Origin of the sequence: Paraburkholderia sp. RL18-101-BIB-B, from assembly GCF_046026985.1 — a bacterium.
Classification (GTDB): Bacteria; Pseudomonadota; Gammaproteobacteria; order Burkholderiales; family Burkholderiaceae; genus Paraburkholderia.
This window is the reverse complement of sequence record NZ_JARESV010000028.1, coordinates 1-12,653: the sequence shown is the minus strand read 5'-3', so window position 1 is coordinate 12,653 and position 12,653 is coordinate 1. Positions and strand designations below refer to the sequence as shown.

12 protein-coding genes are annotated in these 12,653 nt (G+C 63.4%); 7 read left to right on the top strand and 5 right to left on the bottom strand.

Annotated features, from left to right (window positions below):
- Positions 1–195: 195 nt before the first annotated feature.
- The 5 genes from P0D73_RS30090 (at position 196) to P0D73_RS30070 (ending at position 4,806) form a co-directional block, all read left to right on the top strand.
- Positions 196–906, top strand: a complete 711-nt coding sequence (locus P0D73_RS30090; protein WP_132378736.1) for a FadR/GntR family transcriptional regulator — start codon at positions 196–198, stop codon at positions 904–906.
- Between the two features lie 258 nt (positions 907–1,164).
- Positions 1,165–1,911, top strand: a complete 747-nt coding sequence (locus P0D73_RS30085; RefSeq protein ID WP_408434182.1) for an SDR family oxidoreductase — start codon at positions 1,165–1,167, stop codon at positions 1,909–1,911.
- A gap of 81 nt (positions 1,912–1,992) precedes the next feature.
- Positions 1,993–3,114 (top strand): Gfo/Idh/MocA family protein, encoded by a 1,122-nt coding sequence (locus tag P0D73_RS30080; RefSeq protein ID WP_408434179.1) that lies wholly within the window; start codon positions 1,993–1,995, stop codon positions 3,112–3,114.
- Between the two features lie 77 nt (positions 3,115–3,191).
- A complete protein-coding gene (locus tag P0D73_RS30075; protein ID WP_408283827.1) occupies positions 3,192–3,776 on the top strand; it encodes a TetR family transcriptional regulator C-terminal domain-containing protein in 585 nt (194 codons plus the stop codon).
- A gap of 13 nt (positions 3,777–3,789) precedes the next feature.
- A complete protein-coding gene (locus P0D73_RS30070) occupies positions 3,790–4,806 on the top strand; it encodes a LysR family transcriptional regulator (protein ID WP_408434177.1) in 1,017 nt (338 codons plus the stop codon).
- Positions 4,807–4,925: 119 nt separating this feature from the next.
- Here P0D73_RS30070 and P0D73_RS30065 read toward each other — a convergent pair whose 3' ends face one another.
- Positions 4,926–6,035: an alkene reductase gene (locus P0D73_RS30065; protein ID WP_408434174.1), complete on the bottom strand. Its 1,110-nt coding sequence runs from the start codon at positions 6,033–6,035 to the stop codon at positions 4,926–4,928.
- Between the two features lie 235 nt (positions 6,036–6,270).
- Entirely contained in the window at positions 6,271–7,530 is a 1,260-nt protein-coding gene (locus P0D73_RS30060) for an MFS transporter (RefSeq protein ID WP_408434171.1), read from the bottom strand.
- A 185-nt stretch (positions 7,531–7,715) separates the two neighbouring features.
- Between P0D73_RS30060 and P0D73_RS30055 the strand changes: the two genes are divergently transcribed.
- Entirely contained in the window at positions 7,716–8,633 is a 918-nt protein-coding gene (locus P0D73_RS30055) for a LysR family transcriptional regulator (protein WP_408434168.1), read from the top strand.
- A 19-nt stretch (positions 8,634–8,652) separates the two neighbouring features.
- Here P0D73_RS30055 and P0D73_RS30050 read toward each other — a convergent pair whose 3' ends face one another.
- The 3 genes from P0D73_RS30050 to P0D73_RS30040 are packed head-to-tail and all read right to left on the bottom strand — an operon-like array spanning position 8,653 to position 11,654.
- On the bottom strand, positions 8,653–8,967 hold the full coding sequence (locus P0D73_RS30050; RefSeq protein WP_408180213.1) for an AtuA-related protein: 315 nt from the start codon (positions 8,965–8,967) through the stop codon (positions 8,653–8,655).
- A gap of 1 nt (position 8,968) precedes the next feature.
- A complete protein-coding gene (locus tag P0D73_RS30045; protein WP_408434165.1) occupies positions 8,969–10,324 on the bottom strand; it encodes an acyclic terpene utilization AtuA family protein in 1,356 nt (451 codons plus the stop codon).
- Between the two features lie 25 nt (positions 10,325–10,349).
- Positions 10,350–11,654: a CitMHS family transporter gene (locus tag P0D73_RS30040; RefSeq protein WP_408180211.1), complete on the bottom strand. Its 1,305-nt coding sequence runs from the start codon at positions 11,652–11,654 to the stop codon at positions 10,350–10,352.
- 99 nt (positions 11,655–11,753) lie between these two features.
- On the opposite strand from P0D73_RS30040, the gene P0D73_RS30035 reads away from it, so the two are divergent.
- Positions 11,754–12,647 (top strand): LysR family transcriptional regulator, encoded by an 894-nt coding sequence (locus tag P0D73_RS30035; protein ID WP_408180210.1) that lies wholly within the window; start codon positions 11,754–11,756, stop codon positions 12,645–12,647.
- Positions 12,648–12,653 lie beyond the last annotated feature (6 nt).

The window sequence follows — 12,653 nt, the reverse complement described above, 5'->3', positions numbered from 1 at the left end:
CTGATGACATAGAAATCACTCCCGCTTTTCATCTGTCATGCCGGGGCCAAACCTCATCTCCGCCAACCATAGCGAACGCGAGGATCAAATCGTGCTGATCCGGACAGGCGCTATGATGGCTATGTCGACGCGTCGCACGACGCCACTCGCACGCAACGTGTGTATTTCCAGCCGAACAATCAACCAGCCACAGAAATGAGCAGCCTAACTGAGAAGGTGGTGGCCACCCTTTCCGATGAAATCCGCCGCGGCACGTTGAGGCCGGGCGACCGCATTCCCACCGAAGTCGCGATGATGAAGCAGCTCTCGGTGAGCCGCTCCGTGGTGCGCGAGGCGATTTCGCGGCTGCAGGCGGCCAAGGTGGTCGAAACGCGTCACGGCATCGGCACCTTCGTGCTGGCACCGGCCACGGAAAAATCCATGCAGTTGCCCGCCGCCGATCTCTCCAGCATGCTGGACGTGATGGCGATCATCGAATTCCGTATCGACGTCGAAGCCGCCTCCGCCGCGCTCGCCGCGGCGCGGCGCACCGACCAGAACCTCAAGCAGATCCGCGGCGCGCTGGAGCGTTTCGAGTCCGAACTCGAGCGCGGCAGCACCGATACGCTCGCGCACGACATCGAGTTTCATCTGCAGATCGCGCGCGCGAGCGGGAATCGCTATTTCTTCGACGTGCTCAGCCAGCTTGGCCGCGCGGTGAGTCCTCGCACGCGGCTCGGCTCCGCGGAGATCGCGGAACTCGACCATATCGAGCATCTGCGCAACGTGCTCAGCGAGCATCAGATGATCTATCGCGCGATCGAACGGCAAGACCCGGACGACGCGCGCGCCGCCATGCGCATGCACCTGAGCAACAGCCGTGAACGGCTGCGCCGCGCTCACGAGTTGAGTAAAGCGGGCGGCTGATTCGCCGTCAGCGGGCGCCCGTCCGCCGCCCTCCTTTCTTCTGGAAAATACAACCGTACTGGTTCAGGTACAGGCCGGGTGGAACGACGCGACCACATGCCTCGCCACTCGTGCAGCATTGTTAGTCTCAGCGGAATAGTGCATTCATATCGAGCCGCTTGATGGGTTTAATACGTTCGTCCATATTTCCCCCATCGCGCGCTTGCTGTCCAACTCCGACGACAACGCGGACCTTGAATCCACTTTGAGATATCCATCATGAAACTCACGGGCAACACTATTTTCATCACCGGCGGCGGTTCGGGCATCGGCCGCGGACTCGCTGAAGCGTTCCACAAACTCGGCAATCAGGTCATCATCGCCGGCCGCCGCAAGGCGAATCTCGAAGAAACGATTGCCGCCAACCCCGGCATGCTGTCGGTCGAACTGGATATCACGGACCCGCAGAGCATTGCCTCGGTCTCGCAACAACTGATCGCGCAGTACCCGTCGCTAAACGTCCTGATCAACAACGCCGGCATCATGCAGATCGACGACCTCAGCAAACCGGTCGACGACGCGCTGATCGTCTCCACGCTCACCACCAACCTGATGGGCCCGATCCGTCTGACAGGCGCGCTAGTCGAGCATCTGAAGCAGCAAGAGGACGCGACTATCATCAACGTGTCGTCGGTACTCGGCTTCGTGCCGATGGCCATCTCCGGCGTCTATTCGTCGACCAAGGCCGCGATCCACTCGTACACGCAATCGCTGCGCTACAAGCTGAAGGACACCTCGGTGCGCGTCGTCGAAATTGCGCCGCCGTGGGTGCAGACGGACTTGCTCGACAGCAAGAACGAACCGCGCGCCATGCCGCTTGCGCCGTTCATCGAACAGACCATGCATGAACTCGGCACGGACGCCGACGAAGCCGTCGTCGAGATCGCCCGCCCCATGCGCAACAACCCCGGTCCGAACGAAGCCGCATTCGTCACGCAGTTCAACGACCAGTTCGCCGGCGTCTAATCCATCGTTGTTTGGTCCGGCCGGAAACAGGCTAGTGCGTTGCCGGCCGGACCCGTCGCGCGCTCTCGCGCAGGTGTTTCCATGACTCAAAATTCCGCAGTATCCAGCGCCGCGCCGATCCGCGTCGGTATCGTCGGCGTGGGCAACTGGGCGCAACACGGGCACGTACGCGTGCTGAGCCTGCTGCCCCAATACGAACTCACCGCCGTGTTCAGCCAGCGTCGCGAGGCGGCCGAGGCCGTCGCCGAACGCTACGGCTTCAAATATGTGGTCGATTCACTTGATGAGTTGGTCAAGCATCCCGAAGTCGATCTGGTCATCGTTCTGACGACGGCGCCGCAGCACGCAGAAGGCGTGCGCGCCGCGATCGCAGCCGGCAAGGACGTCTACTGCGAGTGGCCGCTGACGCCGAGCGTCGCCACCTCGCAGGAACTGATCGATCTGGCGCGCAAGGCCAACGTGCGTCACGTGGTCGGGCTGCAAAGGCGGCTCGCGCCGCACAACCGTTACGTGCGTGATCTGCTCGCACAAGGCTATGTCTGCAAGCTGCGCTCGGTGCGCATTCACGTGAGCATGAATTACTTCCAGGCGCTGCGCTCGCAGTCGCTGCGCTGGACCGTGCCGCCGGAAAACTTCTCGAGCGTGATCGCGATCTACGCGGGCCACTTCCTCGACATGCTGTTCGAAGCGACCGGGTGGCCGCACAGCATTGCCGCGCTCAGCATCAATCAGTTCGAGCAGGTGACGATCGCGCAGACCGGCGAAGTCATGCCGACCACCACGCCCGATCAACTCGTGCTCGCCGGCCGCCTTGCAGACGGCGCGGTACTGTCGGTGCATATCGAAGGCGGCAAGCGCAATGGCTCGGGCGTGCAGATCGACATCACGGGTACGGAAGGCGATCTGCGCATCACGAATCGTTCGGCGTTCGGCAATGTCGGCGACGACTACGTGATCGAAGGCGCGCACGGCGACAACCTGCCGCTCGCGTCGCTGCCCGTGCCCGCGTCGTATGACCAGTTGCCGCCGTCCGATCTGCCATCGGCGGTACTGGAACTCGCCCAGTTGTACGCAGCCTTCGCCGACGACGTCCGCACCGGCAGCCACACCGCGCCGACCTTCGAACATGCGGTGCGTCTGCACAAGCTGCTCGACGCCGCCGTAGAATCATCGGACAGCGGCCGCCATATCGAACTCGATTGACGCGGTCCATTCATCAGCCCCCCGCACTTGTGCATGACACAATGCGGGGCGCCCGTCTTGCCAGAGAACTTCCGACCATGCCGAAACCTTCACACAAAGACACGCTGATCGCCGAAGGCATGCGCGTCATCCACGAATTCGGCTTCAATGGCGCGAGCGTGCGGGACATCGTCAAGGCGGCGGGCGTGCCGCATGGCTCGTTCACGAACCACTTCACGTCGAAGGAAGCATTCGGCCTCGAAGTGATCGAACTGTATTTCGACCGGGCACAGGCCGAGATGCGCGAGACGTTGCTCAACGACGAACTGAAACCGCTATTTCGTCTCAGCAAATACATCGACGTGCATATCCGGCTCATCAGCCAGAACGATTCGCGCAATGGCTGCCTGCTGGGCAATTTCGCCGCCGACTCGAGCGACAGCGAAGCGATCCGCTCGCGGCTCAATGCGATCTTCGCCGAAATCGAAAAGTCCGTTCTGTATTGCCTGCGGGCCGCTGTCACGGCGCGCGAGGTGCGAGCCGATACGAACTGCGAGCAACTCGCCACCTTCATCGTATCGTCGATGCAAGGCGCGTTTCTGCTCGCCAAAGCGCAGCGCGATCCGGCGCCGGTCGTCAATCTGAAGGAAGTGCTGTTTTCCAGCGTTTTGCAGCGGGCCTGACAAGGAGCTCCCGATGACGCCGCCCAATCACGCAGGCCGTCCTGCCGCAGTCGCGGCGCGTTCAACGACGCCGGCTGCTACCGGTGAGAGCGGCGCTTCGCAGGGTGCGATGGACCGGTTCGGTTCGCTCAACGTGTTCGTGCGCGCCGCCGAAACCCGCAGCTTCACTGAAGCGGGCCACCAGTTGGGTATTTCGTCGTCGGCGGTCGGCAAGGCGATCTCGCGGCTCGAAGGACGGCTCGGCGTGCGCCTCTTTCACCGCAGCACGCGCAGCATCGCGTTGACGCCGGAGGGCGCGACCTTTCTGACGCGCTGCCAGCGCATCATCGGAGAAATCGAAGCGGCCGAGACCGAACTGGCGCTCGCCAATTCCGCGCCACGCGGACTGCTGCGCGTCAGTATGCCCATGGTGAGCACGCTGATGATGCCGGTGATCGGCGCGTTTATGAAGGAGTATCCAGATATCACGCTCGATATCGATTTCTCTGATCGCATGGTCGATGTGATCGAGGAAGGGTTTGACGTCGTGGCGCGTACTGGCGATGTGAGCGACTCCACGCTGGTTACGCGCGCGATGGGCACGTACCGGCATGTGATCGTCGGCTCGCCCGCTTACTTCGAGCAGCGCGGTGTGCCTGGCGAACCCGAGCAACTGCGCGACCACGCCTGCCTGCAACATCGTTTTCCGACCACCAACAAACTGCGCCGCTGGCCGCTGAGCCGCGATGGTGAAACGCTGGACATCGACCTTCCAACGGTGGCCATTGCCACCGCCGTCGAGCCGTTGACCATGCTTGCCGAACAGGACCTGGGCCTTGCCTGCGTACCCGACTTCACGATACGCGCACAGCTCGCGCGAGGCTCGCTGGTTGCCGTGCTGCAACCGTACACGGATACGCCTACCGTGTTTCGCGCGCTGTGGCCGTCCGGGCGTCAGATCTCGCCTAAGGCGCGAGTCTTCGTCGATTTTCTGAGCGAGCATCTGTTTCCTGACTCCACTGCGGCGGCACGTGGCGCTGGCCGCGCTTGAGTGGACGATCCGCGCTCGGGACTTTTCACCGCGTATTGCCCTGCACGAAAAAGCCGGCGTATTCATCAACACACTGAACACGCCGGCTTTCACAAGATCTGCTTCGACAAGCAACGAGCTTATGCGCTCACCGCCTCTTCTTCATAAAACGGATAGTCCGTGTAGCCCACTTCCGTGCCGCCGAAAAACGTCGGCCGATCGTACGTATTGAGCGGCAACTTGCGGCGCAACCGCTCCGGCAAATCCGGATTGGCGATGAAATCGCGGCCGAACGCGACGAGATCGGCATCTCCATCAACAAGAATCGCTTCCGCCGAATCGCCCTTAAAACCACCCGCAGCGATGATCGTCCCCGCGTAGTGCTGGCGGATCGTCTGCGCGGCGACCGGGCTCGGATCGCGGCTTTCATCTTCGACATTGCCGGCAATGCGCGGCTCGATCAGGTGCAGATACGCGAGATCGAGCTTGGCCAACTCGGCCGCAACGTAGGTGAAAAGACCGACCGGATCGTTGTCCGACATATCGCCCCACGACCCGCTCGGTCCGAGACGCACGGCGACCTTGTTGCTGCCCCACACGGAAATCACCGCACGGGTGGCCTCCATCAAAAAGCGCGCGCGATTCTCGAACGAGCCACCATAGGCGTCCGTGCGCTTGTTGCTGCCATCTTGCAAGAACTGGTCGAACAGATAGCCGTTCGCAGCGTGCAGTTCGACGCCGTCGAAGCCCGCCTTCACGCCACGTTCTGCCGCCGTGCGAAAACTCTCGACGATCGCCGCAATCTCGTCGATCTCCAGCGCGCGGTTCGGCGTGTTCGGAATCCAGCCGGCCTTGGTATAAGCGACGCCGCCATGCAGCACTTCCGACGGGCCCACCGGCCGGCGTCCTTCGGGCTGCAATTCGGCATTCGACTGACGTCCTGCGTGATAGAGCTGCAGGAAGATCTTGCCGCCTTTCGCGTGCACCGCGTCGGTGACTTCGCGCCAGCCGGCGATCTGACGGTCTTCAAAAAGGCCGGGCGCGCCGAGGTAACCGTTGCCTTCAACAGCGGCAATCGTCGCCTCGCCGATCAGCAATGCGCCTGCGGAAGTGCGCTGCGCGTAATACTCGGCCATCAGAGGACCGGGGCGCGCGCCATCTTCGGCACGCATGCGGGTCAGCGGTGCGAGCACGACGCGGTGTGCGAATTCATAAGGTCCTACTTTGACGGGGGTAAACAGCTTGCTCATGATGTTCTTTTCTCTTGAAGTCGATCCGGTGAATGATTGCCGCCGAGCGCTTCACGGCGCTGTCCGGCGTTGATTGACAATCTATAGGCGCGGCCCGCGCAGAAAAACGGGCCTCCGCTCCGAAGACTTCGGAGCGTGCAGTCCGCAATGCGCCGAAACCCTTGCGCCTGCTGGACTGCACTCCCATCACCGATTGTTTGGATTGCGCGGCGACTGTGTTTCAACAGCGTGCCGGCTACTTGTCGAGCACGTTCTTCAGGCTCGCGTGACGCGTGCTGAACGTCATGATTACGAGCATGCTCAGCACAGCGAGCAAGCCGCCGAAGTGCATCGTCGAGGCGATGCTGAGGTGATCGACCACCGCGCCGCCGGCCAGCGAGCCGAGCGCGATCGAAGTCTGCACGGTGCTGACGAACATCGACGAACCGGCTTCAGGGCGGTCCGGCGAAGTCCATTGCATCCAGATGCTCAGGCTCAGCGGGATCGCGCCGTACGCGATGCCCCACGCCATCACCGCGGCGATCATACCCACACGCGAGATTTGCAGCATCGGCAACGCGAACAAGGTGAGCGCCATCAGCGCGCCCAACATCAGCAGCGAGACCTTCAGATGGCGCGTCACTACAGCGGAAACCGCGAAATTCGCAGCGAAGCCGACCACGCCGAAACCGAGCAACACCGCCGTGACCCACGACGGACCGAACGCCGCATTGCGCTCGAGGAACGGCGCGATGTACGTATAGGCGGCGAAGTGCGCGCCAAACAGCAACCCGACCAGCCACAGACTGCGGCGCACGTTCGAGCGTTGCAGCATGGCGCGGAAGTCGTTCATGCGGATTGCGGCCTTGGGCGGCAGCGACGGCAGAAACACGGCCTGCGCGGCCAACGCGACGGCCGCGAGCACCGAGGTTGCGAGAAACGACATGCGCCACGAACTCAAATCGGCGATCAAGGTGCCGAGCGGCACGCCGATCACCGTCGCCAGCGTGATGCCCATGAAAATCGTCGCGCCGGCGCGGGCCGCCTGGTCCTCGCGCACGAGTTGTCCCGACGCGCCGAGCGCGACGGTCCAGAACCCGCCGAGGCTTGCGCCCAGCAACGCGCGGCCCACCAGCATCACGGCGAAGCTCGGTGCGATCGCGGAGATCACGTTCGACGCGAGCAGCAGCACGGCCAGCAGCAACAGGATCAAACGGCGGTTGATGCGGCCCGCTGCCAGCAGCAACGCCGGCGCCGAGATCGCGGCGATGATGCCCGGCGTCGTCACCATCAGTCCTGCTGTGCCGGGCGTGACGCCGAGATCGTGCGCGATCTGCGGCAACAAGCCGACGGGCATGTACTCCGTGGCGACGAAAGCGAATGAGCCGACCGCGACGGATAAAACCGCGGCCCATGACGGTCCGCGCGTGGCCGCCGCCACGGTCGGCATGAGCGGCGTACCGTCGCTCGCGAGTGCCGGTCTCGCGGACGAGCTGGCAAGTTGATTGGCATCCATGGATGTTTCTCCGATTCAGACATTGAAATTGAGGGCATTGCGTCCTGAACGGAGAGTAGGAGGATCGATGGGGAATGTGGCTCCCCTTCACCGCGACAGACGGGCGACGCGCTATCATCGGAGCGCGACGGATCGCGCGAAGCCGCTCATCCACGTTGCACACACCCGTTGGGGAGGATCTCGACTTGGCGCTCGGCAACATCAACGACATCGCGACCTTCGTCACCGTGGTCAAGGCCGGCAGTTTTACGTCGGCGGGGCAGCAACTCGGGATCACGCGCTCGGCGGTCGGCAAGATCATTGCCCGTCTCGAAGCACGCTTGCAGGTGCGGCTGCTGCATCGAACGCCGCATAGTCTGGGACTCACGGACGACGGCTCCGTGTTTTACGCGCGCTGCACGCAGATTCTCGAAGACCTCGAAGAGACCGAGACGGCCATGGCGGTGCGCAGCGGGACGCCGGCAGGCACGTTACGCATCAGCCTGCCGATTGCGCTCGGTCACCGCCAGGTGTTGCCGATCATCACGTCGTTTCTTGAACGCTGGCCGGCGGTCAGCGCCGAGGTCAGCTTCACGGACCGCTTCGTCGATCTCGTCGACGAGGGGATCGACGTCGCCATCCGCGTCGGCGAACCGAAACCGGACTCGCGGCTCATCGCCCGTACGGTGGCCACGCAAAAGCTGATCACGTGTGCGTCGCCGGCTTATCTGGCGAAGCGCGGCGCGCCGCTCTCGCCGCTCGATCTCGCGCACCACGAGTGCCTGCAATTCGTCAGCCTGGGACGACCGCAACCGTGGCTCTTTGCCGGCGTCGAGCAACAGGTCGTGGAAACCGGCGGCAGATTGAAGATGGACAGCGCCGAGGCTCTAATCGGCGCGGCGGTGAATGGCGTGGGCATCATCAATCTGCCCACCTATCTGGTTGCGAGCGAAATCCGCCAAGGTCGCTTGCAACCGTTGCTGCAATCGTTCGCAGCGCAGGCGCTGCCGATTCGCGCAATCTATCCGACGCGCCGGCACCTGACTCCGAAAGTGCGGCTTTTCATCGATGAGTTGATCGAAGCGTGGCAGCCGGTGCCGCCTTGGGAAGAAGCGGACGCCTGAAGGCGGCCGCATTCGCGTACTACGCGGTCGGCGCCTCGACATCGAGATCCATCAACGACGAACTCAGCGACTTGCCGTGTGCGTCGAGTGCGAGCGAACGCGTCACGCCGCCGCCGAGCGCATTGCCCAGCACGAAGTTGAACGCGGCAATCGCGGGCAGGTCGTAGCGCGCCACCTCGCCCTGCACTACATCACGCAGATGCGCTTTGACCCGCTCCGGCGTCAGCACCGTGCGTAGATGTTCATAGTTCTTCGCGTCATAGCAGATCACCGAGATGTTCAGCGTATTGCCTTTGTCGCCGGTACGCGAATGAGCCAGCTCACGTAATTTCATCTCACGCCTCCACCATCGAGAATGCCGGCGTCACATGCTCGCGCGGCAGTAAAACCGATTGCACCGCGACGACTTCGCGCGCCAACTTCGTGACGCCGCCTCCGCCTGCCGGACCATTGGTGTAAAGCGTCTCCACCTCGTTGCCGATCCGCACCGCTTCCGCGAGCGAGGCCGTGCGCCCCGCCACTCGCGCACGCACCTCATACGGCTCGGCATAACCGGCAGCCGCCGTTTCGCCGTGCAATGCGTTCACGCCGATCAGATCGAAACGCAATTCACGCGTCTGCACGCCGGTCAGCGTGAGCCGTTCCCGCACGATATCGAGCGCGAGCCGCGCGCGCGCCAACGCGCCGGGACCGCCGTACGAAATTTGCCCTTCGCCGATATAACCATCGAAATAAGCAACCGACACCTTCAGCGTATCCGTGCGCGGCGTGCCTCGTCCGCCGCTCACGCGAACGCGATCCGGCGCTTCCTGCGCGACACGCACCTGTGAGAAATCCGCGACCACATCCGGTTGCAGATAGCGCTGCGGGTCATGAATCTCATACAGCAGTTGCTCCTTGCAGGTCGCCTCGGTGACTCGTCCGCCGGCTTGAGCGAGCTTGGTGACGATCACCGCGCCGTCCGGTCCGACTTCGGCAATCGGAAAACCGAGCCTCGCCAGTTCAGGAACATCCTTGAAGCCCGGATCCGCGAAATAGCCGCCGGTGATTTGCCCCGCGCATTCGAGCAGATGGCCGATCACCGTCGCCTGCCCGAGCGTCTGCCAGTCGTCCATGCGCCAGCCGAATTCGTGAATCAGCGGCGCGACGAACAGCGACGGATCGGCCACGCGCCCGGTCAACACAATCTGCGCGCCGGCCGCAAGTGCATCGATGATCGCGCTCGCGCCGAGATACGCATTTGCGGACACGAGCCGATCCTTGTCCGACACACGTTCTCCGGATTCCACGAAGCAGAAATCGCCCTGACGAACGACGTCGAGTACATCGTCGCCGGTGACCGCTGCGATCTTCACCTCGCCAAGCCCGAGCGAGCGCGCGATCTCCGCGGTCTTGCGCGCCGCCGCGAGCGGATTCGCCGCGCCCATGTTCGAAATGATCCGCACGCCGTTGCGCAACGCGGCGGGCAGCACCGCCTTCATGCGCGTTTCGAGCAACGGGTCGTAGCCGAGCTGCGGGTCCTTGCTGCGCGCCTGCTGCGCGATCGCAATCGTGCGCTCCGCGAGGCACTCGAAGACGAGGTAATCGAGCGCGCCGTGTTCCGCCAGTTCGACGGCGGGTTCGATACGGTCGCCGGAATAACCCGCGCCCGCGCCGATGCGCACGGTCCGTTGAGATTGAGTGGCTGTCATGCTGGTCACATCCATTCGGTGAAGCTCACAGTGAGAATATCCCCAGCGCGACGCAGGCGATCGTCATCACGATCGACGCGCCGAACAGCAAGGGGAACGTGAATTTCTGATGGTCGGCGAGATCGATCCCGCACAGGCCGACCACGAGGAAGGTGGCGGGTGTCAGCGGGCTGACCGGAAAGCCGGTGGTCATCTGGCCGAGCAACGCGGCCTGGCCGACGTGCACCGCGGGCACGCCGAGTTGGCCGGCCACTTCGGCGATCACCGGCAGCACGCCGAAATAGAACGAGTCGGGGTCGAACAACATGCTGAGCGGCATCGACAGCAAGCCGAGCGCAACGGGAATATGACTGGCCATCGCGGGCGGCACGAAACCGACCGCCGACTGCGCCATCGCCTTCAGCATGCCGCTGCCTTGCATCACGCCGGTGAACACGCCGGCCGCGAGCAGAATGCCGGCCATCATCAAGGCCGCGCGGGCATGCGCGTCGATCCGTTTGCGCTGCATGTCGACGTTCGGATAGTTCACCATCAGCGCGATGCACAGGCCGACCATGAACATGATCGCCGGCGGAATTTTCTCGCCCATCACGACCATCGTGCCGAGCACAACCAGCGTCAGCACGATGTTGAACCAGAAGTTCTTTGGCCGGCGCAGCGCCTGTTCTTCGGGCGTCAGTTCGCGTTTAGGCATGGGCACCGAACCGCTCGCGGCCGTGAGACCGAGGCGTTTTTCCTCGCGCCGCCCGAGCCAGAACGCCATGCCGAACACGAATACGAGGCCGATCGCCTGCACCGGAATCAACGGATTGAACAGAGCTGAGATCGGCAGATGAAGCGAGGCGGAGGCGCGAATCATCGGCCCCGTCCACGGCAGAAAGTTGATGCCGGCCGCCATCGAAACCGCTGCGGCCAGCACGCGCCGGTCCATCTTCAGCCGATCGTAGAGCGGCAGCATGGCGGGAATCGTGACCAGAAAGCACACGGCGCCGGAGCCGTCCAGATGGATCAGCAGCGCGAGCAGCGTGGTGCCCATCACGATTCGCGTGGGCCGCGTGCCGACCGCGCGCAGAATGCGGTCGATGATCGGATCGAGCGTGCCCGCGTCGGTGATGGTGCCGAAATAAAGAATCGCGAACACGAACATGCCGACGACCGGCGCAAGGCTCTTGAGCCCGTCGATCACGAACTTGCTGGTCTGAAAGCCGAAGCCGCCGATGAGCGACGCCGCAATCGGCACGATGATGAGCGCCACCAGCGGCGACATGCGTTTCGACAGAATCGCGCCGAGCAGCACGACGATGGTAGCGAGCCCCAGTAATGGCAGCATGTGCTTGTCTCCGAGATTGTTTTTTACTGCGATCCAGCGTAAGTTCGAAGCGACTATAAATCAATTGAAATGATTTGATCGCAGCAATTACAAACCATCATGGATCTGAATCTTCGGGACATCCGCGCGTTTATCGCCGTCGCGCAAACGGGCAGCTTCACGCGCGCGGCGACGCGGCTGCATCTCTCGCAACCGGCGTTGACGGTGCAGATTCGCCGCCTCGAAGAAACGGTCGGCATGCGCCTGTTCGACCGCAACAGCCGCAATGTCGCGCTCACGCCGACCGGCCGTGAACTGCTGCCGCTCTTGCAGAAGTCGCTCCATGACATGGAGCACGTGCTGATCGACGCGCGCGCGCTCGGCGAAGGCGCGAGCGGCACCGTGCGGATCGCTTGCTTGCCGACGTTCGCGGCCAGCGTGTTGCCCGAGCTCGTACAGGGCATCAAGAAGGCCGTGCCGCGCGTGAGCTTTCATGTGCGCGACGTGGTCGCCAGCATGGTCAATACGTTGGTGCGCAATGAAGAGGTCGATATCGGGCTGACCGGCGGCCCGCTCGACGACGCCGCTTTCGAGGTGCTGCATGCGGGCATCGACCGGCTGGTTGCCGTGTTCCCGAAGCGGCATGCGCTTGCCCGGCGGCGGCACATCACGCTCGCCGATCTCGCCGCCACGCCGCTCGTGCTGACCGCCCAAGGCACGAGCGTGCGGGCGGTGGTCGACAGCGCTTTCGCGAATGCTCACTGCACGCCCGAGATCGCGTGCGAGCCGACCTACATGATGAGCGCGGTCGCGATGGTGCGCGCGGGACTCGGCGTGACGATCCTGCCGGCGTCGGCCCGTGAAGTCAGAGCGGAGCCCGAACTGATCGTGCGCGCGGTCGACGACCCCGCGTTCACTCGCCCCATCGCTCTCATCAAGAAACGCGGCCGGACACTGCCGCCCGTGACGGAAACCTTCGTTGCGATGCTGATCGAGAAACTCGCCGAAGATTGAACGGCG

Coding starts and splice junctions, on each gene's coding strand:
- P0D73_RS30080 (WP_408434179.1), top strand. CDS start 1,993: ATGACTCAAAATTCCGCAGTATCCAGCGCCGCGCCGATCCGCGTCGGT.
- P0D73_RS30090 (WP_132378736.1), top strand. CDS start 196: ATGAGCAGCCTAACTGAGAAGGTGGTGGCCACCCTTTCCGATGAAATC.
- P0D73_RS30060 (WP_408434171.1), bottom strand. CDS start 7,530: ATGGATGCCAATCAACTTGCCAGCTCGTCCGCGAGACCGGCACTCGCG.
- P0D73_RS30050 (WP_408180213.1), bottom strand. CDS start 8,967: ATGAAATTACGTGAGCTGGCTCATTCGCGTACCGGCGACAAAGGCAAT.
- P0D73_RS30040 (WP_408180211.1), bottom strand. CDS start 11,654: ATGCTGCCATTACTGGGGCTCGCTACCATCGTCGTGCTGCTCGGCGCG.
- P0D73_RS30065 (WP_408434174.1), bottom strand. CDS start 6,035: ATGAGCAAGCTGTTTACCCCCGTCAAAGTAGGACCTTATGAATTCGCA.
- P0D73_RS30070 (WP_408434177.1), top strand. CDS start 3,790: ATGACGCCGCCCAATCACGCAGGCCGTCCTGCCGCAGTCGCGGCGCGT.
- P0D73_RS30075 (WP_408283827.1), top strand. CDS start 3,192: ATGCCGAAACCTTCACACAAAGACACGCTGATCGCCGAAGGCATGCGC.
- P0D73_RS30035 (WP_408180210.1), top strand. CDS start 11,754: ATGGATCTGAATCTTCGGGACATCCGCGCGTTTATCGCCGTCGCGCAA.
- P0D73_RS30045 (WP_408434165.1), bottom strand. CDS start 10,324: ATGACAGCCACTCAATCTCAACGGACCGTGCGCATCGGCGCGGGCGCG.
- P0D73_RS30085 (WP_408434182.1), top strand. CDS start 1,165: ATGAAACTCACGGGCAACACTATTTTCATCACCGGCGGCGGTTCGGGC.